19 protein-coding genes and 2 tRNA genes are annotated in these 21107 nt (G+C 68.4%); 13 read left to right on the forward strand and 8 right to left on the reverse strand.

The window, feature by feature from the left end:
- Both mmsB and ACYVN4_RS43810 read left to right on the forward strand, forming a co-directional pair.
- Entirely contained in the window at window positions 1-903 is a 903-nt protein-coding gene (mmsB, locus tag ACYVN4_RS43805) for a 3-hydroxyisobutyrate dehydrogenase (protein ID WP_460729969.1), read from the forward strand.
- Entirely contained in the window at window positions 900-1676 is a 777-nt protein-coding gene (locus tag ACYVN4_RS43810; RefSeq protein ID WP_460729973.1) for an enoyl-CoA hydratase, read from the forward strand. The genes mmsB and ACYVN4_RS43810 overlap by 4 nt, the downstream gene beginning before the upstream one ends.
- Before the next feature lie 89 nt (window positions 1677-1765).
- Here the strand turns inward: ACYVN4_RS43810 and ACYVN4_RS43815 are convergent, their stop codons facing one another.
- Both ACYVN4_RS43815 and ACYVN4_RS43820 read right to left on the reverse strand, forming a co-directional pair.
- Entirely contained in the window at window positions 1766-2818 is a 1053-nt protein-coding gene (locus tag ACYVN4_RS43815; protein ID WP_460729975.1) for an Hsp70 family protein, read from the reverse strand.
- A gap of 76 nt (window positions 2819-2894) precedes the next feature.
- A complete protein-coding gene (locus ACYVN4_RS43820) occupies window positions 2895-3437 on the reverse strand; it encodes a MarR family winged helix-turn-helix transcriptional regulator (protein WP_460729977.1) in 543 nt (180 codons plus the stop codon).
- Between the two features lie 130 nt (window positions 3438-3567).
- On the opposite strand from ACYVN4_RS43820, the gene ACYVN4_RS43825 reads away from it, so the two are divergent.
- Window positions 3568-3641, forward strand: a tRNA-Cys gene (locus ACYVN4_RS43825).
- 45 nt (window positions 3642-3686) lie between these two features.
- On the opposite strand, the gene ACYVN4_RS43830 is transcribed toward ACYVN4_RS43825, so the two are convergent.
- Window positions 3687-5090, reverse strand: coding sequence for a purple acid phosphatase family protein (locus ACYVN4_RS43830; protein WP_460729979.1), 1404 nt, complete (start codon window positions 5088-5090; stop codon window positions 3687-3689).
- A 7-nt stretch (window positions 5091-5097) separates the two neighbouring features.
- Window positions 5098-5541, reverse strand: coding sequence for an Rv0361 family membrane protein (locus ACYVN4_RS43835; RefSeq protein ID WP_460729981.1), 444 nt, complete (start codon window positions 5539-5541; stop codon window positions 5098-5100).
- Between the two features lie 140 nt (window positions 5542-5681).
- Between ACYVN4_RS43835 and ACYVN4_RS43840 the strand changes: the two genes are divergently transcribed.
- The 6 genes from ACYVN4_RS43840 to ACYVN4_RS43865 all read left to right on the forward strand — a co-directional run bounded on the left by ACYVN4_RS43840 (window position 5682) and on the right by ACYVN4_RS43865 (window position 12044).
- Window positions 5682-6704 carry an iron ABC transporter substrate-binding protein gene (locus ACYVN4_RS43840; RefSeq protein ID WP_460729983.1) on the forward strand — a complete coding sequence of 341 codons (1023 nt, stop codon included), beginning with the start codon at window positions 5682-5684 and terminating at the stop codon, window positions 6702-6704.
- 2 nt (window positions 6705-6706) lie between these two features.
- Entirely contained in the window at window positions 6707-8281 is a 1575-nt protein-coding gene (locus ACYVN4_RS43845; RefSeq protein WP_460729985.1) for an ABC transporter permease, read from the forward strand.
- On the forward strand, window positions 8278-9405 hold the full coding sequence (locus ACYVN4_RS43850; protein WP_460729987.1) for an ABC transporter ATP-binding protein: 1128 nt from the start codon (window positions 8278-8280) through the stop codon (window positions 9403-9405). The genes ACYVN4_RS43845 and ACYVN4_RS43850 overlap by 4 nt, the downstream gene beginning before the upstream one ends.
- Window positions 9406-9533: 128 nt before the next feature.
- Window positions 9534-9887 (forward strand): hypothetical protein, encoded by a 354-nt coding sequence (locus tag ACYVN4_RS43855; protein ID WP_460729989.1) that lies wholly within the window; start codon window positions 9534-9536, stop codon window positions 9885-9887.
- A 134-nt stretch (window positions 9888-10021) separates the two neighbouring features.
- A complete protein-coding gene (locus ACYVN4_RS43860; protein WP_460729991.1) occupies window positions 10022-11437 on the forward strand; it encodes a hypothetical protein in 1416 nt (471 codons plus the stop codon).
- 10 nt (window positions 11438-11447) lie between these two features.
- A complete protein-coding gene (locus ACYVN4_RS43865; RefSeq protein WP_460729992.1) occupies window positions 11448-12044 on the forward strand; it encodes a TIGR03086 family metal-binding protein in 597 nt (198 codons plus the stop codon).
- Between the two features lie 3 nt (window positions 12045-12047).
- Here ACYVN4_RS43865 and ACYVN4_RS43870 read toward each other — a convergent pair whose 3' ends face one another.
- The 4 genes from ACYVN4_RS43870 to ACYVN4_RS43885 all read right to left on the reverse strand — a co-directional run bounded on the left by ACYVN4_RS43870 (window position 12048) and on the right by ACYVN4_RS43885 (window position 15472).
- On the reverse strand, window positions 12048-13322 hold the full coding sequence (locus tag ACYVN4_RS43870) for an alpha/beta hydrolase family protein (RefSeq protein WP_460729994.1): 1275 nt from the start codon (window positions 13320-13322) through the stop codon (window positions 12048-12050).
- 259 nt (window positions 13323-13581) lie between these two features.
- Window positions 13582-13657 (reverse strand) — tRNA-Arg (locus tag ACYVN4_RS43875).
- A 112-nt stretch (window positions 13658-13769) separates the two neighbouring features.
- Window positions 13770-14483, reverse strand: a complete 714-nt coding sequence (locus ACYVN4_RS43880; RefSeq protein WP_460729996.1) for a DUF305 domain-containing protein — start codon at window positions 14481-14483, stop codon at window positions 13770-13772.
- A gap of 11 nt (window positions 14484-14494) precedes the next feature.
- Entirely contained in the window at window positions 14495-15472 is a 978-nt protein-coding gene (locus ACYVN4_RS43885; protein ID WP_460729998.1) for a DUF3105 domain-containing protein, read from the reverse strand.
- A 122-nt stretch (window positions 15473-15594) separates the two neighbouring features.
- On the opposite strand from ACYVN4_RS43885, the gene argS reads away from it, so the two are divergent.
- Genes argS through thrC form a run of 4 tightly spaced genes read left to right on the forward strand, consistent with a single transcriptional unit; the run spans window position 15595 to window position 21085 of the window.
- Entirely contained in the window at window positions 15595-17253 is a 1659-nt protein-coding gene (gene argS, locus ACYVN4_RS43890; RefSeq protein WP_460730000.1) for an arginine--tRNA ligase, read from the forward strand.
- Window positions 17254-18675, forward strand: a complete 1422-nt coding sequence (lysA, locus tag ACYVN4_RS43895) for a diaminopimelate decarboxylase (protein ID WP_460730002.1) — start codon at window positions 17254-17256, stop codon at window positions 18673-18675.
- The gene (locus tag ACYVN4_RS43900) at window positions 18672-20000 is read left to right on the forward strand and encodes a homoserine dehydrogenase (protein WP_460730004.1); all 1329 of its coding nucleotides are present in this window, start codon (window positions 18672-18674) and stop codon (window positions 19998-20000) included. Before lysA ends, ACYVN4_RS43900 begins: the two co-directional genes overlap by 4 nt.
- The gene (thrC, locus tag ACYVN4_RS43905) at window positions 19997-21085 is read left to right on the forward strand and encodes a threonine synthase (protein WP_460730006.1); all 1089 of its coding nucleotides are present in this window, start codon (window positions 19997-19999) and stop codon (window positions 21083-21085) included. Before ACYVN4_RS43900 ends, thrC begins: the two co-directional genes overlap by 4 nt.
- Window positions 21086-21107: the final 22 nt, after the last annotated feature.

The following is a 21107-nucleotide window of genomic DNA, read 5'->3' on the forward strand; positions in this document are numbered from 1 at the left end:
ATGAGCAACAACACCAAGGTCGGGTTCCTCGGACTCGGCCATATGGGCGGGCCCATGGCCGCCAACCTGGTCAAGGCCGGATACGACGTGCTGGCCTTCGACCCGGTACCGGCCGCGCAAGCCCAGGCCCGCGAGGACGGCGCGACCGTCGTAGCGACTGCCGCGGAAGCGGTTTCGGCCTCCGACATCGTCATCACCATGCTGCCCAACGGCCGCATCGTGCTCGACCTCTACGGCGACGTGCAGCCCGCCGCCAAGCCCGGCACCCTGTTCGTCGACTGCTCCACCATCGACGTCGCCGACGCCAAGCAGGCCGCGGAACTCGCTGCGGCAGCGGGACATCGAGCCCTCGACGCCCCCGTCTCCGGCGGTGTCGCGGGCGCGGCCGCGGGCACCCTCACCTTCATGGTGGGCGGCGCGGTCGCCGACTTCGCCGACGCCCTGCCGCTGTTGGAGGTCATGGGCGGCAAGGTCGTGCACTGTGGTGGCGCGGGCGTCGGCCAGGCCGCCAAGATCTGCAACAACATGCTGCTGGGCATCTCCATGATCGGGCTCTCGGAAGCCATCGTGCTGGGCGAGAAGCTGGGCCTGACCCACGACAAGTTCTTCGACGTGGTGTCCACCGCGTCGGGCCAGTCGTGGGCGCTGACCTCGTACTGCCCGGTCCCGGGACCGGTTCCGGCCAGCCCCGCCAACAACGACTACAAGCCGGGCTTCGCGACCGCGCTGATGAACAAGGACCTCGGTCTGGCCGCGAACGCGCTGCGCGCCAACGGTGTCGACGGGCAGATCGGACAGCTCGCCGCCGACATCTACGACCGCTTCAACCAGGAGGAAGCGGGCAAGGACTTCTCGGCTATCGTCACCGATATCCGCAAGCGATCTGAAGGGGAGACGGCGTGACCGACTTCGAGACCATTCTGCTGGAGCGTAAAGGCCGCGTCGCGCTGATCACGCTGAACCGGCCGAAGGCCCTCAACGCGCTGAATTCGCAGGTCCTGACCGACATTTCGGCCGCGCTCGACGAGCTCGAGAACGACAACGAGATCGGCGCCGTCGTGCTGACCGGTTCCGAGCGTGCCTTCGCGGCGGGCGCGGACATCAAGGAGATGCAGAGCAAGTCCTACATGGACATGTTCCTGACCGACCACTTCGGTGGTTGGGACCGCCTGGTCGCGTTCCGCAAGCCGATCATCGCCGCGGTCGCCGGATACGCCCTCGGCGGCGGCTGCGAACTCGCCATGATGTGCGACATCCTGCTCGCCGCCGACACCGCCAAGTTCGGGCAGCCCGAGATCAAGCTCGGCGTTATCCCCGGCATGGGCGGCTCGCAGCGCCTCACCCGCGCCGTCGGCAAGGCCAAGGCGATGGATCTCATCCTCACCGGCCGCAATATGGACGCCGAAGAGGCCGAGCGCGCGGGCCTGGTCTCGCGCATCGTCCCGGCCGCGGAGCTCGTCGCCACCGCCATGGAGGTCGCCGAGACCATCGCGTCCATGTCGCTGCCGTCGGTCATGATCGCCAAGGAAGCCGTCGACCGCGCCTTCGAGACCACCCTCACCGAGGGGCTGCGCTTCGAGCGTCGCGTCTTCCACTCGCTGTTCGCCACCGACGACCAGAAGGAAGGCATGACCGCCTTCGTCGAGAAGCGGCCTGCCAACTTCACTCACAAGTGAGCGAATTCAGCTGCAGCTGAGAGGGGTTCGGGGACCAGGTCCCCGAGCCCCTTTTTCGATGGAGTGGCACCGACCGGATTCGGCTGTGCTCAGCCGTGTTTCGGGGGGCCGACCACTTCGACCGTGGGCGGCTTGCCGTCGGTGTGGTCGCCGCCGTCGCGGTTCATGGCCAGCGCGCCCACGATGGTGCCGCCCAGGGTGGCGGTAACCGCCACGGCCGCAACGATCTTGCGGCGGGAAACGGGGGAGGAGGGAGCCTCGTGTGCGCCCGAGTGCGGTGTCAGATGGACGCTGCGGATGCTGCGGGCCGACGGCCGTTCGGCGGCCAGCAGGACCGCGCCGCGGGTGGAGACGAATTCGGGCTCGGGATCGTAGATGAGCGGCAGCTCCAACTGCTGCTTCAACTCGTCGCGGATGCTCTTGTTGCGGGTGCAGCCGCCCAGCAGGGCGATCCCGGTGGGCCGGATACCCGTCTCGTCGACCATATGGCGGACGAACGAGGCGGAGTGATGGATACCGGCCTCGACGAGTTCGGCGAAGTCGCTGCGGGTGACCACGAAGCGCTGCCCGGTGATCGGGTCGCAGACGGCCAGCACGCGCTCGGACGCCAGGGCTTCCTTCTGGCGGCGTGTCGTGGCCATATCGAGGGTGACGCCACCGCGGGTGAGCAGCCAGCGCAGCAGGGCGTCGTGGCCGTCACCGCCCAGGACGGTGCTGCGCTTGGTGGCGAGGACGGCATCGGTTCGGCAGTCGATCTGGGTGAGGGTCAGGCCGGAAGCACCTAGGTCGTAGAGCAGGACCGAGCCCTCGGTGGGCAGTCGCCCGGTGAATCGGAGATATCGGAGTTGGGCCACCGGCTCGTCGATGACGGTGAGGCGATTGCGGCCGGCGGCGGTCCGAACGGACTCGGCGTGCGAGGTACAGCGGCAGGTCACGGCGATGCCGGTAATGAATTCGTCCCGCTTGGCGGCCGATTTGCGCATCAGCCGGATGGCCTCGAACACCGCCTCCTCCATGCTGCCGCCACCGGCCCGGCGTAAGACCTTGCAACGGTCGATGGGGGGCAGATGCGGCTGGTCGGAATGGGTGAGCATGGCGCGTGCGCCAGCAGCGCCCGCCGACACCCCGAGGACCAGCACCATGGCCTCAATGGTGAACCTTTTGTGAGCCGAATCCAAGACTATGACGCAGGAAATTGGCTGTTGGGTCGCTGAAGGGTTACTGACCGGCCCACCGTGTCGGCGAGCTACCCGGATCGAAGTCGCCGGCCGCCTGACGGAACTCCGACAGCAATTCCAGCAATAACTGCAAACGTTGCGGCGGCAGTCCGGCCTCGGCGAAAACCCGCCGGTTCAGTTCAGTGGTGGCCTTGGCCACCAATTCTCTTCCGGCATCGGTGATTTCGATGAGCGTCGCCCGCCGGTCACTCGGATGTGGCACACGCTTCACCAAATTCGCCGCCTCCAGGCGGTCGACGGTGTTGGTGACCGAGGTGGGATGCACCTGCAGGCGGGCACTGGCCACCGCCATCGGCAGCGCGCCGGTTTTGCTGAAACTCAGCAGCATGAGTAGCTCGTAGCGGGAAAACGTCAAACCGGACGGTCGGAGAGCTTCGTCCACCCGGGCCATCACGATCTGCTGCGCCCGCACCAGCGAGGTCACCGCCGCCATGCCGTCGGCCACCTCGCCCCAGCCGTGCTCCGACCACTGACGATGCGCTTCCTCGATCGGATCGAGTGGCAACGGACGTGGTCGAGACATGCCCCCGATCATCGCATGTCACGAACCGGTTGGTTGAAGCGCCGAGCCGATTCGTGAAGGTGCACAGAAATCACCGTGATTTAAAGACTGTGCCGCGGGGCGGATTCCCGCGAGTATTGCCGAACACGATGCGGGTGTGTCCGAGCGGTTAGGAGCAGGTCTGCAAAACCTGTCACACGGGTTCGAGTCCCGTCGCTCGCTCCATCGGAGAAACGCCTCCCGGAACTGTCCGGGAGGCGTTTCTCGCGTTCACACCGTTGACAGCCCGGTGAGGTCGCGCGCCACCACGTGATTGCGGTCGGTGGACGTGCCCAGCGTGTATTCGGGTAGCAGCCCGAAGTATTCGCCCCGGGACCGGGAGCTCCAGCGCCGCGCCGAGTCGGTGCGGGTCTTGTAGAAGTTCAGCATGTAGCCGCCCTCGTAGAGGCGCAGCAGGGTGTAGCCGCCCGGATATTCCTTGCAGGCCGCCACTTCCAGGAACTCGACCGGGATCGGCAGGTCCGCGCGGGTGCGTCGATTGCGGTGGGTGTGGCCGGAATGATGCAGGAAGACGCCGGGGGCGTTGCGGTAGATCGATTGCAGCTCAGCGGCATTCGCGGCGTCGAGGATGAAGCTCGGGCCCGCGAGATTCGACCAGCCGGATTCGGTGGTGACGGGGTGATGGCCGAAAAGCATGGTGGGGCGGTCGGGATCGGCGGCGAGCAGGTCACGCAGCTGATCGAGCTGGGGGCGCTCCAGGATGCCGCCCGCGGCGTCGAGTTGGGTGGTGTCCAGCGCGATCACGCGCAGCTCGCCGAGTTCGTAGGACGTCAATTGCTGTCTGGCGCTGAAGGAATCACCCCAGCAGTCGTGGTGATCGAGGTACGGCGTGCAGCTCGCGTAGTCGTCGCCGAGGTGCGGGCGGTCGTGGTTGCCGCGCGCGGCGAACCAGTCCCGGCCCGGGACACCCCAGTTCGCGAGCGCGGTGTGCACGCCGCGCACCTGCTCGGGTGTCGCCTCGGCCGACAGGTCACCGGCCAGCAGCAGATGGTCGACGGCACGGTCGGGGCGGTGCATATCGTCGAGCAGCGCCGTCAACATGATCTCGGGATACGGTGCGAGACCGGGCTCTTGGCGGAAGCCTGGCGGCAGGCCCGCGGTGATGATGCCGCTGACTTCCTCGCCGTAGTGAATGTCGTTGGACAGCGCGATAGTTCGCAGCAGGCGGCCCGGCGGCGGCACCAGGGTGGTGAAAACGCCCTGTGCTTCGGGCGTATTCGGTTGCCTGGTAACCACATTGAGCGCGGGCGTGGCCGGAATGCCCGCCGAGCGCGCCTCGAAACGGTAGGTGCGGCCGGGTTCCAGCCCGGTGACCTCCGCGTAGTGATAGGCCGTCGGCTGCGAATCGCCGAAGACCTGGCGCAATCCGGAACCGTCGGCCGGGGCGAGCCAGACCTCGCTGTCGGCCTCGACCGGAACGGGATTGCCACTGGCGTCCGGACCGAACGTGGTCCAGGTGAAGATCGCGGTCCGATCGGTGATGGTGACGACCTCGAGATCGGTCACCACGACCGAACCCGGCTGTGCGCGAGCCGGACTCGCCCAGGCCACGGGTAGCGCCGCTGCCGCGAGCAAACCGAGGACCTGACGTCGGTTCGGGCCGCAGCAGCTCATGGTCGTCCTACTTCGCGTCGGTGGAGCAGACCTTCCATACGCCGTCTTCCTTGCGCAGATGCTCGGGGATGGAACGCTTGTCGGCCGCCGCGCCGGGCAGGGTGAAGGTGCCCAGGGTGACGGCGGTGGCGCGATCACCGGTGATGGTGATGCCCTGCACCGAATCGACCTTCATCGACACCCGGTTCTTGTCCATGGCCTGCTTCTGGGCGTCGGTGAAGGCGTCGTACTGGGCGCGGTCGCCCGCGCAGGTCTTGCCGACCGCCTGGGAGGCGCCACCGGAGTCCATGGCGTCGTAGAAACTCCGCAGCGCGGTCTCGACGCGCTTGTCCTCGCTGACCCCGGAGTCCTTGCCGTTCAACGTCACCGCGGTCGCGATGCCGCCGCCCACTAACACCACGGCGGCCACGCCGAGTCCGATGGTCAAGGGCGTTCGGCGATTCAGGGTCATCGAGATCCTTCGACTCGGGCGCGTATTCGGTTGCGGAACGTCTGGAGAGTACAGCGATTGCGTGTCGATTGGTGGGGTGGCATTTGAACGGGGAGGGTGGGAATGTACGTTGGTTAGGCAAACCTCACGGAAGGACGGTCATGACGGCGGCTCGATGGAAACTGGTGTCCGGAGCGCTGGCGGCGATCGCTGTCCTCGGTGCGACCACGGCCTGCTCGAACTCGTCCAAGGACGACAGCGAGATCCTGGTCTACAACGCGCAGCACGAATCCCTCACCAAGGAGTGGATCGACGCGTTCACCAAGGACACCGGCATCAAGGTGACCATCCGCAACGGCGGTGACACCGACCTGGGCAACCAGCTCGTCGCCGAGGGCAGCAAGTCCAAGGCCGACGTCTTCCTCACCGAGAACTCCCCGGCCATGGCCCTGGTCGAGAACGCCGGCCTGTTCGCCGACGTCGACAAGGACACCCTCGCGCAGGTCCCCGAGCAGTTCCGCCCCTCCACCGGCAAGTGGACCGGAATCGCCGCGCGCTCCACCGTTTTCGTCTACAACTCCGCCAAGCTCCCGGCCGACCAGCTGCCCAAGTCGCTGCTCGACCTGCAGCAGCCGCAGTGGAAGGGCCGCTGGAGCGCCGGTGCCTCGGGCGCGGACTTCCAGGCCATCGTGGCCGCCCTGCTCGCCCAGAAGGGTGAGGACGTCACCAAGGCGTGGCTCAAGGGCATGAAGGACAACGCGGTCATCTCGCAGAACAACACCACCGTCATGAAGGGCGCCAACTCCGGCCAGTTCGACGGCGGCGTGATCTACCACTACTACTGGTACCGCGATCAGGCCAACACCAAGGAGAACAGCAAGAACACCCAGCTGTTCTACTTCAAGAACCAGGACCCGGGCGCCTTCGTCTCCATTTCCGGTGGCGGCGTGCTGAAGTCGAGCACCAAGCAGGCCAACGCCCAGAAGTTCCTGGCCTTCATCACCTCCAAGAAGGGCCAGACCGTCCTGCAGACCGGTGACTCCATGGAGTACCCGATCGCCGCCGACGTCGCCGCCAACCCGGCGCTGCCGCCGCTGGCCTCGCTGGACGCGCCCAAGATCGACCCCAGCAAGCTGGACGCCAAGAAGGTCACCCAGCTGATGACCGAGGCGGGCCTGCTGTAACCGTGACCGTTCGGACCGAAGTGCCCACCGGGGCAACGAAGGTAACCGCGACCCGGGCCCTGCGGCCCGGGTCGCTGGTCACTGTCGCCGCACTGCTCATGGTGGCGGCCACCCTCGTACCGCTGGGCTACATCGTGTCCACGCTCGTCTCCACCGGCTGGCACGACACCGCGCAACTGGTGTTCCGGCCACGCGTCGGCGAATTGCTGCGCAACACCGTCGAATTGGTGGTGCTGACCGTCCCGATCTGCGTGACGCTCGGCGTCGGACTGGCCTGGATCGTGGAACGCACCGACGTGTGGGGCACGGCCTGGTGGGGGCCGATCTTCGCGGCGCCGCTGGCGGTTCCGGCGTTCGTCAACAGCTACGGCTGGGTCAGCGCCATCCCCTCCCTGCACGGACTGTGGGGTGGGGTGATCGTTTCGACGGTCTCGTACTTTCCGCTGGTGTACCTGCCGGTCGCCGCGACCCTGCGGCGCCTGGATCCCGCGGTGGAGGAATCGGCCCGAGCGCTGGGCTCGGGGCCGGTCGCCGTGTTCGTGCGCGTCGTGCTGCCGCAACTGCGACTGGCCATTCTCGGTGGCGGACTGCTGATCTCGCTGCACCTGCTCGCCGAGTACGGCGCGTTCGCGATGATCCGGTTCGACACCTTCACCACCGCCATCTTCGAGCAGTACCAGTCGACCTTCAACGGGGCGGCCGGAAGCACGCTGTCCGGCGTGTTGGTGCTGCTGTGCCTGGTGCTGCTGGCCGGGGAGGCCGGAGTGCGTGGCCGGGCCCGCTACGCTCGCGTCGGCGGCGGCGCACAGCGGAGTGTGCGGCGAATTCGCCTGGGGTTCGGCCAGATTCCGATGTTCCTGCTGCTGGCCGGTGCGCTGGCCGCCACTCTCGGGGTGCCGCTGTGGACCGTCGGGCGCTGGCTGAAGATCGGCGGCTCGGCGGTGTGGAACACCGGCGAGATCGGCGAATCCCTGGGCCAGACGCTCGGATTGTCCGCGGCCGCCGCGCTCATCACCACGCTGTGCGCCTTCCCGGTCGCCTGGGTCGCGGTCCGCTCGACCTCGCGGTTCGCCCGAATCATCGAGGGCGCCAACTACATCACCAGTTCACTGCCCGGCATCGTGATCGCGCTGGCGCTGGTCACGGTGTCGATCCGCTGGCTGCCCGCGTTCTATCAGACGGCCGCCACCATCCTGGCCGCCTACACGCTCATGTTCCTGCCGCGTGCGCTGGTCAGCGTGCGCGCCGGGCTGGCGCAGGTGCCGGTGGGGCTGGAGGAAGCCTCGCAGGCGCTCGGAATCTCGCCCGCCGCAACATTCTTCCGCGTCACGCTGCGCCTGACCGCACCCGCGGCGGCCGCGGCGGCGGCCATGGTGTTCGTGGCCGTGGCCACCGAACTGACCGCCACCCTGCTGCTGGCCCCCAACGGGACCCGCACCCTCGCCATGCAGTTCTGGCAGCTGTCGGGCGAATTGGATTACGCGTCCGCCGCGCCCTACGCGCTGATCATGATCGTGGCCTCGGTGCCCGTCACCTATCTGCTGTTCAACCGATCCAGGAAGGCGGCGGGACTGTGAGTCGTCTTGTCGTAGACCAGGTTTCCAAGACCTTCGGACACGCGCCCGTGCTCGACGGCATCGGCCTGGAGGTCGCCGACGGCAGCGCCACCGCGGTGGTCGGCTCCTCCGGATGCGGGAAGACCACGCTGCTGCGGGTGATTGCCGGATTCGAGCACCCGGACGCAGGATCGGTATCCATCGGCGGGGAAACCGTTGCCCGGCAAGGCTTCTCGGTGCCCGCGCATCGTCGCCGGATCGGCTATGTGGCGCAGGACGGGGCACTGTTCCCGCATCTGACCGTGGGGCAGAACATCGCCTACGGACTCGGCGGCATCAACGGTCGGCGCAAGCATCGGCAGCGGATCGCCGAACTGCTGGAGATGGTTTCGCTGGATCCGTCCTACGCCGATCGGCGTCCCCACCAGCTCTCCGGCGGACAGCAGCAACGGGTCGCGCTGGCCCGCGCCATGGCCCGCAAACCTACCGTCATGCTGCTGGACGAACCCTTCAGCGCGCTGGACACCGGACTGCGCGCCGCCACCCGGCAGGCCGTCGCCGAAACCCTGCGCGCCGCGGGCATGACCAGCATCCTGGTCACCCACGACCAGGAGGAGGCGCTGTCGTTCGCCGATCAGGTGGCGGTCATGTGCTCGGGACGCTTCACCCAGGTGGGCACCCCCGAGCAGGTGTACGCGGCCCCGGCGGACCTGTTCACGGCCGGATTCCTCGGTGACACCGTGCTGTTGGACGCCACCATCGGCGCCGAGACCGCCCAGACCGTGCTGGGCCGCGTCCCGGTCCAGGTGAACGCGCCCACCGGCGCGGGCGCGATCATGCTGCGCCCCGAACAGCTGCTGGCCCGCGCCTGCGGCAACGGCGAGTCGGGCCGGGCGACCGTGCGCGCCATGGAATTCCGGGGCGCGGACGTGCTGCTCACCCTCGACCTCGACGGCTGCCCCGATCCCATCCAGGTGCGCCGGGTCAGCGTCGATGCGCCCGCGGTGGCGGACCGGGTGGAGCTCGAAGTCCTCGGCGCGGCGGTCGCTTTCACCTCCGAACAGTGCGCGGCGGCCGGGCGCGCGCCGGGCGGCGACACCGCCTCCGCCACGGCCGCGATGCCCGACACCGCGGCGGCGGTCTGATCGAGCGGCGGGGTTTTCGGCGACCGCACGGAATGTGACTGAACGGTCGGTCGAGCACCTATATTGGCGCGGAGGCAGATTCACTCTGCTGACGCAGGATCGCTTCTGCTCGACTCGAAGGAGACCCGGTGCGCCGCACGCTGCTCATCACTTCCGCTGTCGTCGCCGCGTGCGCGTGGGCTCCGCTGGCGGTGGCCGACCCGCCCGCCGACCCGGCGCTGAAAATCCAGGCCGTCTACGGGCCCGAACAATTCCCCATGGCCGGAGTGGCCGCCGACATCGCGCCCTGCGGCGGCGGTGCGAACCTCGCCACGATCACCACCGGCACCGACGGCTCGGCCGTCTACAACGCCGCGCCCGGCTGCTACCGGGTCCAGGTCAGCACCCCGACCGGCTGCGCGCTCGACGGCGACGCCGCCCAGCAACTCACCTCGGTCCAGGGCGTCACGCCGCTGGCGACCTACCGTTTCCGCTGCGCCTGAGCCCGCACTGCCCGATGTGACCGATTGCACTTCTCAGAATTCACACAGGACCTGCCTGTTAACCTCGCCAACAGATAGCTGCTCGTTATTGCTGTAACGCGGAAGGCGTCGCATCACCGGAGGAAGGTGACGAGATGGGCGCGAAGTTCGCGTTGGCACACCCGCCGGGCGTGGACACGCCCGGGCGGTTTCGCCGGTTCGCGGGTCCGGTGGAGGCGATGGCGGCGCTGCTGGGGGCGGTGATCGCGGGATTGCTGCTGATGGCCCCGCTCGATCTCGCCGGGACCGAAGGCTCGGTCCTGCAACTGGATCTGATGGTGTTGAACATGCCGCGGGCCGCCGCGGCGGGGGCGGCGTTCGCGGTGGTTTCCGCCGCCCTGGTGATCGCGCTCGGGCGGCGCAGCGCATGGATCGCGTCCTTCGGCAGCGCGGTACTGCTGATCGTCAATCACCTCTGGAACAACGACCCCGCGACCACCGGGGCGATGACCACCGTCAACTACATCGACTCGATCTTCAGCGGCATCATGCTCGGCGCGCTCGCGGTCGCGGTCTTCGGCAAACCGGTCGCGACCGGGGCCTATCTGATCGGTGCCCTGTCGGCGATCATCATCGGGGACCAGACCTCCCTGCCGTCGGGCAAGAGCAATCCGCTGATCGAGTGGGCTTCCGGCGCAACGCCGCCGGTGTGGCTGGTCCTGCTCGCGGCCGTGCTGCTGGCGCTCGGTATCGCCGTACAACGTCCCGAGCCGGGAGCCCAGGACGAGAACACGGATCTGGCGATCGGCCCGATTCTGTCCGCGCTCGTGCTGGTCACCGCGACCGCGCTCTCGACCGAATGGTTCGTCCGGCACTCCGGGACACCCGCGCAGATCACGGTGACGGTCGCCGTCACCGTCAGCGCGGCGGTAGTCGCGGCACTGCTGCTGCCGGGACGGGAAGGCACGTTGGTGCTGCTGTCGGTGGCGATCGCCAATGCGGGCAGCGCGATCATCGCGGTGCCGCGGCCGGATTGGAGCGCGCCCATTCCGGTGCTGGCCGTGGTGATCGGGCTGGCCGCCGGACGGCGGTGGGCCTCACCCTGGATCGCGTTGGCCGCCACGGGCGGGCTCGCGGTCTTCGCGGCGGGCACCGCCGACGTGGCCCATTCCCATGCCGCGCTCGCGGTGATCGGGGTGACCCTCACCGCGCTGATCATCGGCTACTGCTTCGGAGCTGCGGTGCCCACCACGGCGGGTAGCGCCGTGGTGGCGGTGGCGGTGCTGATCGTGCCGTGTCTGGTGGTGGCGTTGCGCGGCAGCAGTTTCGGGCGCGTCGCCTATTCGCCGTACTGGTATCGGGATCCGCAGGGCGTGACCTCGGCGCTGCCCGGCTGGATGGCACTGGTGATCACGCTGGGCTGCGCGGCCGGGCTGGCGCTGCTGTGGCGACTGCGTGCCCCGGGCGCCGCGACGACGCCGCGCGCACAGCCGCACGACGGCGGCGAGATCGCCGCGCCACGGGTGATGCCGCTGCACAATGGGGCCCGGAACATCTTGCCGCAGGTCTAGTCTGGGCCTCATGGCCGATACAGTATCCGTGGACCCGACGGTCGATCTGCTCGAGCGCGCGGTCGCGCAACTGGGCGATGTCATCGCCGCAGTCACCCCGGATCAGGCGGCCCTGCCGACGCCGTGCGACGACTGGCCGGTGCGCCGGCTGCTCGATCACATCGTGGGCCAGATCCTGCCCGCCTTCCTCATCGCCGCGCGCGGCGAGATGCCCGACTGGTCCGCGCCGCCCGAGCCGCTCGGCGAGAACTGGGGCGAGGAGTACCGCACCCGCGCGGCGGCACTGCTCGCGGAGTGGCGCGCCGCCGACCCGGAGCGGCTGGTACCGGGGATGGGTGGACCGAGCCCGCCGCGCGGACGTGCCGATCAACAGATCGCCGAATTCACCGTGCACGCTTGGGATCTCACCCGAGCCACCGGGCAGGGCCGCACCCTCGACCCGGACCTGGCCGAGCACGCCCTGGCCTGGTCCAAGCAGCTGTTGAAGCCCGAATTCCGTGGTCCGGGAAGGGCTTTCGGTCACGAGGTGCCGATCGCGGCGGACGCACCGATCTACGATCGGATGGCGGCCTGGTTCGGACGCGACCCGGAGTGGCTGCCCGCCTGAGCCTCAGCGGCCGAAACGGGTGCCGACCCAGGCGAGCGCGTCGTTGAACGACGCTTCCAGCACGCCGCGATGATCGACGCCCGGATAGCCGTGGTACTGCACCGGCTGCCCGCCGACGCGCTGCTGCGCGACCATGGCATCGGTGGCGACCGCCGGAATCGTGGTGTCCGAGCGGCCCTGCAGGACCAGTAGCGGCTGGGTGAAAGTCAGTGCGCTGGGGTCGTTTTCGTTCAGCACCCGGATCAGCGTCGACATGTCGCCGTTGCGGGTGAAGACATCGTCGGCGCTCAGTCCACCCCAGGAATCCGGTTGCCGCAGTTGGCCGATGCAGCCGGAATCGGCCAGCGACAGCATGGATTGCGCACGGGGCGTGAGGAATCGGGCCGGATCCAGGTCGCTCACCGTCTGCGCGCCGCGAATGATCAACGGCAGGAACGACGTCGCCCCGCCCGTCAACGGCGCGAGCGCGCCCGCCACGCCCGCGGTGGTGGCCACCTGGGTCGCCTGCAAGCCGAGGCCCTGATGGGAGGCGGGGGCCATCGCCACCGAGCCCAGCAAATGCAGCTCCGGCGCCCACTGCTGGGCCTGTGCGGCGGTGAAGATGGCGGCCTGGCCGCCCTGCGAATGGCCCATGGCCACCCAGCGGGTGCCGATATCCGGATCGACTTGCCGTGCGGCCCTGGCCATATCGGTGACCGCGCGCTGTTCGGCGGTGCCGATCAGATACCCGTGCGGGCCGCCGACGCCCAGGCCCTGATAGTCGGTCTGCGCCACCGCGTATCCGGCCGCGATCCAGCGCTCCTGCACCCGGCGCACCAGCGCGGTGTAATCGTGGGCCGGGAAATCGGGTGAGGTGTCCTGCGACGGCGCACAGACATCGGCGACGCCGGTGGTGCCGTGCGCCCAGGAGATCAGCGGCCAGCCGCCCGGCGGCGCGACGCCGTCGGGGACCGCCAGCGTGCCGGACACCGCGACCGGATCGCCGTGCATGTCGATCGACCGGTACAGCACCAGGTAGTTCCGTGCCCCCGCCAGCGCGGGATCGGCTGTGAGCGGCCGCAATTGGATCACCGAGCCGTGTGTGCCCGCCACCCGGTCCTCGGCGGGGGAGTAGAACGACGCCGCGTCGGTCGTTCCCTCGGGGCCCACCGCGGCGGCGGGCGCGGTCACGCTCAGCCCCGCGAGCGCGGCCGCCAGGACCGTCGTCAACCCACCGGCCAGCGGCCGTGAGACGCGTCGCATCGGCTGTTCGGCACGGGCGCTCTGGTTTTCGGACACCTGTCAGAACATACCGGCCCGTCGCCATTTCACTCCGCAAGGCGCACAGCCGATTATGGGCGGCTCGACCCGAGAAATGCGCTCGCGGTGCCCGGTTGCCTCCTGCACAACCGGGCACCGCGATGCACGATTATTACCTTCGTCCCCCATGCCACGAATCGGAATCCCAATCGGGAACGATGGCACGATAAGTCAGTCAGCGGGCGAGTCGCGGAACGAGTAAGGCCCCGACCGTGATTCACACGGTCGGGGCCTGACGTGGTGCCCTCGGCAGGATTCGAACCTGCGGCCTTCTGCTCCGGAGGCAGACGCTCTATCCCCTGAGCTACGAGGGCGGGGATGGTCCCGTCCGGTCTCCCGGTCGGGCTGGGAAAGCGTATCGCATAGCTTGCCCTGCACCAAAAACCGACACGGACCGGGCGCTTTGAAGCACCCGGTCCGGCGGAATCAGTTCATCGGCAGGGGGGAAACCTTGCGCTCGGCGAGCATCTGGGTCATCAGATCGGCCTCGCTCTGCTGGGTCTTGGCCATGCTCTGCGCCAGCGTGCGCACCGCGTCGGTGTCCGCGCGCTGTTCGGCGTACTGGATCATCGGCATGCCGCCCTGGTGGTGGCGCAGCATGAGTTGCAGGAACAGGGTGTCCAGCGCGGTGCCGGTGGCCTTGCCGAGGTCCGACATCTCCTGATCCGAGGCCATGCCGGGCATGGTCTGCACCGGGCCCATGTGCATGGCGGTACCCGTGTGCTCGTGCGCGGACATGTCCGTCATCCAGCCCATGTAGCCGTCGGGCGCGATGAACGGCTCGTGCCACTGCTGCAGCCAGCCCTGCATGCGCCCGGCCTGATTGGCCTGCGTGGTGAGGATGTCGTAGGCCAGGCGCTTGACCGCCGGGTCGGTGGACCCGGACAGCGCGATGCCCGACATCTGCACCGCCTGCGCGTGATGCACCGACATGTCCTGGGAGAAGCCGACATCCACGGTGCCGGGCGTCTCCGGGGTGGTGTGCAGGGCATTGGAGACCAGCAGGCCGCCCAGGAATCCGGCCAGCAGCACGCCGACGATGCCCAGGATCAGCACCAGCTGCCGCTGGTTGCGGCGCGGATGCTGGTCGGGCTCGGCGGCGGGCTCCGGCTCGGAGCTGCGATCGGGTACGTCGGACATGAACGGCGGCATTACTGCGTCGGAGCCGGCTGATCCGGCTGCGTCGGCGCGTCGGTCGGGGCCGGGATGGCCGGGATGCCCTCGGGCACGGTCGGGGAGTCGGTCGGCAGGGTCAGCCCGCCGGGCACGCCCGGGATGCTGCCACCGGGCATGCCCGGAATACCGCTGCCACCCGCGCCCAGCTCGGACGGATCCGCCTGAATACCCTTGCCGTCCATCGGGATGGCGTCGGGGCCCGGCGCGCTCGCGTCGAAGGCCGGCGGGTTGTCGACATTGAAGGTCGGGTTCGCGCAGTCCGCGCCGACCTCGGGGTAGGTGTTCTGGTTCAGGCGCAGCGCGGTGATGAACTGCTTGACCCGCGCGTCATCGGCGCTGTCCAGCTTGAGCTGGTGGCCCCACGACTGCAGCGAGATCGGCTTGTCCAGGCCCGGGTACGGCGACATCAGCATGTAGGGCCGCCCCTTGACCATGTGCTGGAGTTCCTTGACGCCGTCGCCGCTGACCTTGTCCGGGTTGTAGGCGATCCAGATCGCGCCGTGCTCGAGCGAGTGCACGGCGTTCTCGGTGCGAATCGCCTTGCTGTACACCACGCCGGTGCACGCCGCCCAGGAACCGTCGTGCGGTCCGCCGAAGGGCGGGGACTGGTCGTAGGCCACCCGCTGCTTGGCGGTGATGTGGATACCGGCCGGGTAGTCCTTCTTCACCACGCCCTGGATCCGGTCGGAGGGATCCTTCTGCTGCGGGGTGGGCACGAAGTCCTTGACGTCGGTCTGTGCGGCGGTGGTCTCCCGGCGGTCCTCGATCCGGGGCACGATCACCCAGGCGATACCGCCGATGAGGGCGAGGACGCAGACGACCGCCCCGATCATCAGCCACGGGATCTGGCGTTTGCCGCCGAGCCCGCCACCGCCCCGACTTCGGGACGACCCGGCCGATTTGCCCGCTGCCTTGATGGCCTTGGCCGACTTGGCACTGGTCTTGCTCGGCATGCTTTTTGTGCTCTCTTCGACGTGTCGGACAATCAAACGACGCGGCCGCATCGTTTGCTGGGCACCTGCCCGGTGGTGCCCGCGCGCGGCGTACACCTGCTCGGACCATAGGATAGTGACTCGTGACTCCAGCTGACCTTGCAGATCTCCTTCGTGCTACCGCGGCGAAGGTACTTGTCGAACGTGGATCCGACCCTGCGGTCCTGCCCGACGAGGTCAAGGTGGAGCGTCCCCGCAACCCCGAGCACGGTGACTATGCCACGAATGTGGCCATGCAGGTAGGGAAGAAAGCGGGAATGAATCCCCGCGACTTCGCAACCGCACTCGCCGAGGCCCTGTCGCAGGCCGAGGGTATCGACGCCGCCGAGGTCGCCGGACCTGGCTTTTTGAACATTCGCCTGGCCAAGGCCGCGCAGGGCGCGATCGTGGAGAAGATTCTCGCGGCCGGTGAAAACTTTGGCACCGCGGACACTCTCGCGAACCAGAAGATCAACCTGGAATTCGTGTCCGCCAACCCGACCGGCCCCATCCACCTGGGCGGCACCCGCTGGGCCGCCGTCGGTGACGCGCTGGGCCGGATCCTGTCCTCGCAGGGCGCGGACGTCACCCGCGAGTACTACTTCAACGACCATGGCGCGCAGATCGATCGCTTCGCCAATTCGCTGGTCGCGGCCGCCACCGGGCAGCCGACCCCGGAGGACGGCTACGCGGGCGCATACATCAACGACATCGCCGACACCCTCGTGCAGGCCAATCCCGGAGTGCTGGAACTCCCGGAAGCCGAGCGGCACGAGCTGTTCCGTCGCGAGGGCGTCGAGTTGATGTTCGCGCAGATCAAGCAGAACCTGCACGAATTCGGCGTCGACTTCGACGTGTACTTCAACGAGAGCTCGCTGTTCGCCTCGGGCGCGGTCGAAAAGGCCATCGAGACGCTCAAGGCGTCCGGCAAGCTCTACGAGAAGGACGGCGCCTGGTGGATCGCCTCCACCGAGTACGGCGACGACAAGGACCGCGTCGTCATCAAGAGCGACGGCAAGTCCGCCTACATCGGCGGTGACATCGCCTACTTCCAGAACAAGCGTTCGCGCGGCTTCGACCTGTGCATCTACATGCTCGGCGCGGACCACCACGGCTACATCGGCCGGCTGAAGGCCGCCGCGGCCGCCTTCGGTGACGACCCGGACACCGTCGAGGTGCTCATCGGCCAGATGGTGAACCTGGTCAAAGAGGGTGCCGCCGTGCGGATGTCGAAGCGTGCGGGCACCGTCGTCACGCTCGACGACCTGGTCGAGGCGATCGGCGTGGACGCCTCGCGGTACTCGCTGGTGCGTTCGTCGGTGAACTCCAGCATCGACATCGACCTGGACCTGTGGACCAAGGCCGACAGCGAGAACCCGATCTACTACGTGCAATACGCGCACGCCCGCACCAACCAGATCATCGGCAATGCCGCCGCATTCGACTTCGCCTCGGTGACACCGGACTTCGCGCTGCTCACCGACGACCGCGAGGGCGAACTGATCCGCACCCTCGGCGAGTACCCGCGCGTGGTCGCCACCGCCGCGGAAACCCGTGAGCCGCACCGGGTAGTGCGCTACCTGGAAGAACTGGCCGGGGCCTACCACCCCTTCCAGTCCGACAAGACGCTGCGCGTCATCCCACAGGGCGACGACGCTGTCAGCCCTCTCAATGCCACCCGCCTCGAGCTGGTCAAGGCGACCCGTCAGGTTCTCGCCAACGGCCTCGGCCTGCTAGGCGTCTCTGCCCCGGAGCGTATGTAAATGAGTGCCCACCCCGCCGGTCCCCGTCACGCGGACATCCCGCACGCCCCGACCCTGTCGGAGCGCCCCAGCGCACCCGCGCAGATGATCGAGCTGCCCGCGAACGTGTGGCCGCGCAACGCCTCCCGCGACGCCGACGGCGTGGTGCGGCTGGCCGGTGTGCCGGTGCACGAGCTGGCCGCCGACTACGGCACCCCGCTGTTCGTCATCGACGAGGACGACTTCCGTTCCCGCTGCCGGGATATGGTCCGCGCCTTCGGTGACGGCGCGCGAGTCCACTACGCCTCCAAGGCATTCCTGTGCGGCGAGATCGCCCGCTGGATCCGCGACGAGGGTCTGCACCTCGACGTCTGCTCCGGCGGTGAGCTGGCCGTCGCGCTGCACGCCGGATTCCCGGCCGAGCGAATCGCCCTGCACGGCAACAACAAGTCGGTGCCCGAGTTGGAGATGGCGGTCGAGGCCGGCGTCGGTGACGTGGTGGTCGACTCGCTGATCGAGATCGAACGCCTCGAGACCGTAGCCAAGCGCGCGGGCAAGGTGGCGGACGTTCTGGTGCGCGTCACCGTCGGCGTGGAAGCCCACACCCACGAGTACATCTCGACCGCGCACGAGGACCAGAAGTTCGGCTTCTCCATCGCCAGCGGCGACGCCATGCAGGCCATCGCCCGGGTCTTCGAGTCCGACAACCTGCGCCTGGTCGGCCTGCACTCGCACATCGGCTCGCAGATCTTCGAGATCGACGGCTTCGAGATCTCCACCCGCCGCATGCTGGGCCTGCTGCGCGAGGTCGCCGACAAGTTCGGCATGGACCGCGCCGCGCAGGTGAATGTGCTGGATCTCGGTGGCGGCCTTGGCATTTCGTACCTGCCGCACGAGGATCCGCCGGCCCTGAACGACTTCGCCGCCAACCTGCGCCGCATCGTGGCCGAGGAGGCCGAGCGGGCGGGGCTGCCCATGCCGACCATCGCGGTCGAGCCGGGCCGCGCCATCGCGGGCCCCGGCACCGTCACCCTCTACGAGGTGGGCACCATCAAAGATGTTGTGCTCGACGGCGGTAATCGCCGACGCTATGTGAGCGTCGACGGCGGCATGAGCGACAACATCCGTCCGGCCCTCTACCAGGCCGAGTACGACTGCCGGTTGGTTTCGCGTGCCAGCGAGGCCGGCCCGGTGGTGGCTCGCGTGGTCGGAAAGCATTGCGAGAGTGGGGATATCGTCATCCGCGATACCTGGCTCCCGTCCGATGTGGGCCCGGGCGACCTGGTGGCGGTCGCGGCAACCGGCGCGTACTGCTACTCGATGTCGAGCCGCTACAACCTGCTCACCCGGCCCGCGGTGGTCGCTGTGCGGGATGGCAAGGCGCGCTTGATTCTTCGCCGTGAGACGGTGGAGGACCTACTGAGCTTGGAGGTGAATGCATGACCGAGAACAAGAACGGCGTGTGGGGATCGGATCATCCGATTGGCGTCGCGGTCCTCGGTATGGGCACGGTAGGCACCGAGGTCGTCCGCATCATTCGTGACCACGCCGATGACCTGTGCAACCGGGTCGGCGCTCCCGTCGTGCTGCGCGGTGTCGCCGTGCGCGACCTGAACAAGGACCGCGGACTGTCCGCCGACCTGCTCACCACCGATGCCGAAACCCTGGTCACCCGTGACGATGTCGACATCGTCGTGGAGGTCATGGGTGGCATCGATCCCGCTCGCGCCCTCATCTCCGCCGCCCTCAACGCGGGCAAGTCCGTCGTCACCGCCAACAAGGCGCTGCTCGCCGACTACACCGGCGAACTGGCCTCGGCGGCCGAAAACCACCGTGCCGACCTGTATTTCGAGGCCGCGGTGGCCGGCGCCATCCCGGTGATCCGCCCGCTCATCCAGTCGCTGTCCGGTGACCGGGTCAACCGCGTGGTCGGAATCGTCAACGGCACCACCAACTTCATCCTCTCGGCCATGGCCGAGACCGGCGCGGACTACGACGACGTGCTGGCCGAGGCCACCCGCCTGGGCTACGCCGAGGCCGACCCGACCGCCGATGTCGAGGGCTACGACGCCGCCGCCAAGGCCGCGATCCTCGCCTCGGTCGCCTTCCACACCCGCGTCACCTCCGGCGATGTCTACCGCGAGGGCATCTCCAAGATCACCTCCGAGGATCTGGAGACCGCCGCGGCCGTGGGCTGCACGGTGAAGCTGCTGGCCATGGCCGAGCGCGTCAGCGACGAGGACGGCAAGGACAAGGTCTCCGTCCGCGTCTACCCGGCCCTCATCCCGCGCAAGCACCCGCTGGCCTCGGTCAGTGGCGCGTTCAACGCCGTGGTCGTCGAGGCCGAGAACGCCGGTCGCCTGATGTTCTACGGTCAGGGCGCCGGCGGCGCGCCGACCGCGTCGGCCGTGATGGGCGATGTGGTGATGGCGGCGCGCAACAAGTTCTTCGGTGGCCGTGCGCCGGGCGAATCGGTTTATGCTGAACTGCCGATCGCTTCGATCGGCGACACCCCGACCCGCTACCACGTGAACCTGCAGGTAGCCGACCGCACCGGTGTGCTGGAAGCGGTTGCCGGGGAATTCGCCAAGCATCATGTGAGCATCTCGACGGTCCGCCAGGAGGGCCACGACGAGGGCGCACGCCTGGTGGTGGTGACCCACCACGCGCAGGAATCCGCGCTGGCGGATACCGTTGCCGCGTTGGCCGAACTGGACTCCGTCACGTCCGTGACCAGTGTTCTGAGATTGGAAGGCACCGAGGAATGAGTGCAACCGCACGAGCCGCAGCCGTGCATACCCCTTGGCCGGGTCTGATCGACGCTTACCGGGATCGCCTGTCGATTCCGGCCGATTGGAAGGCCGTCACTCTCTTCGAGGGCGGCACCCCACTGGTGCCCGCGCACCACCTTTCCGAGCTCACCGGCTGCGAGGTGTACCTCAAGGTCGAGGGCGCGAACCCGACCGGTTCGTTCAAGGACCGTGGCATGACCATGGCCATGACCGACGCCAAGTACAACGGCAAGACCGCCGTGCTGTGCGCCTCCACCGGCAACACCTCGGCCTCGGCCGCGGCGTACGCCACCCGCGCCGGTCTGCACTGCGCGGTGCTGATCCCGTCGGGCAAGATCGCCATGGGCAAGCTGGCCCAGGCGGTCATGCTGGGCGCGAAGATCATTCAGGTGGACGGCAACTTCGACGACTGTCTCGAGCTGGCCCGCAAGGTCACCTCGGACTTCCCCGAGGTCGGCCTGGTGAACTCGGTGAACCCGGCCCGCATCGAGGGGCAGAAGACCGCCGCCTTCGAGATCGTCGACGCGCTGGGCAAGGCCCCCGATGTGCACGTGCTGCCGGTCGGCAACGCGGGCAACATCACCGCGTATTGGAAGGGCTACAGCGAGTACTTCGCCGACGGCACCAGCACCTCGCGACCGCGCATGCTGGGCGTGCAGGCCGCGGGTGCCGCGCCGCTGGTCAACGGTGCCCCGGTGCTGAACCCGGAGACCATCGCCACCGCCATCCGGATCGGTGCGCCCGCGTCCTGGAATCAGGCCGTGGCGGCCAAGGAGGAGTCGGGCGGCGCGTTCCGCGCGGCCACCGATGACGAGATCCTCGCCGCGTACCGCCTGGTCGCGGCCAAGGAAGGCGTCTTCGTGGAGCCCGCCTCCGCTGCGTCGGTCGCCGGTCTGCTGGCCGCGCGTGCCGAGGGCTGGCTCGATGCCGGTCTCACCGTGGTCTGCACCGTGACCGGCAACGGTCTGAAGGACCCGGACAACGCTCTCAAGGGCATGCCCGAGGTCAAGCCCATCGCGGTCGACCCGGTCGCCGTGGCCCACGAACTCGAGCTGGCCTGAGTTGACCGCGCGCGACGCTCAG

Source organism: Nocardia heshunensis (genome assembly GCF_054782115.1).

Bases quoted from the DNA above. Each gene is read 5' to 3' on its own strand.
- ACYVN4_RS43840 (WP_460729983.1), top strand. From the start codon at position 5,682: ATGACGGCGGCTCGATGGAAACTGGTGTCCGGAGCGCTGGCGGCGATC.
- ACYVN4_RS43885 (WP_460729998.1), bottom strand. From the start codon at position 15,472: ATGCCGAGCAAGACCAGTGCCAAGTCGGCCAAGGCCATCAAGGCAGCG.
- mmsB (WP_460729969.1), top strand. From the start codon at position 1: ATGAGCAACAACACCAAGGTCGGGTTCCTCGGACTCGGCCATATGGGC.
- thrC (WP_460730006.1), top strand. From the start codon at position 19,997: ATGAGTGCAACCGCACGAGCCGCAGCCGTGCATACCCCTTGGCCGGGT.
- lysA (WP_460730002.1), top strand. From the start codon at position 17,254: ATGAGTGCCCACCCCGCCGGTCCCCGTCACGCGGACATCCCGCACGCC.
- ACYVN4_RS43815 (WP_460729975.1), bottom strand. From the start codon at position 2,818: ATGGTGCTGGTCCTCGGGGTGTCGGCGGGCGCTGCTGGCGCACGCGCC.
- ACYVN4_RS43835 (WP_460729981.1), bottom strand. From the start codon at position 5,541: ATGACCCTGAATCGCCGAACGCCCTTGACCATCGGACTCGGCGTGGCC.
- ACYVN4_RS43865 (WP_460729992.1), top strand. From the start codon at position 11,448: ATGGCCGATACAGTATCCGTGGACCCGACGGTCGATCTGCTCGAGCGC.
- ACYVN4_RS43820 (WP_460729977.1), bottom strand. From the start codon at position 3,437: ATGTCTCGACCACGTCCGTTGCCACTCGATCCGATCGAGGAAGCGCAT.
- ACYVN4_RS43900 (WP_460730004.1), top strand. From the start codon at position 18,672: ATGACCGAGAACAAGAACGGCGTGTGGGGATCGGATCATCCGATTGGC.
- ACYVN4_RS43860 (WP_460729991.1), top strand. From the start codon at position 10,022: ATGGGCGCGAAGTTCGCGTTGGCACACCCGCCGGGCGTGGACACGCCC.
- ACYVN4_RS43830 (WP_460729979.1), bottom strand. From the start codon at position 5,090: ATGAGCTGCTGCGGCCCGAACCGACGTCAGGTCCTCGGTTTGCTCGCG.
- ACYVN4_RS43880 (WP_460729996.1), bottom strand. From the start codon at position 14,483: ATGTCCGACGTACCCGATCGCAGCTCCGAGCCGGAGCCCGCCGCCGAG.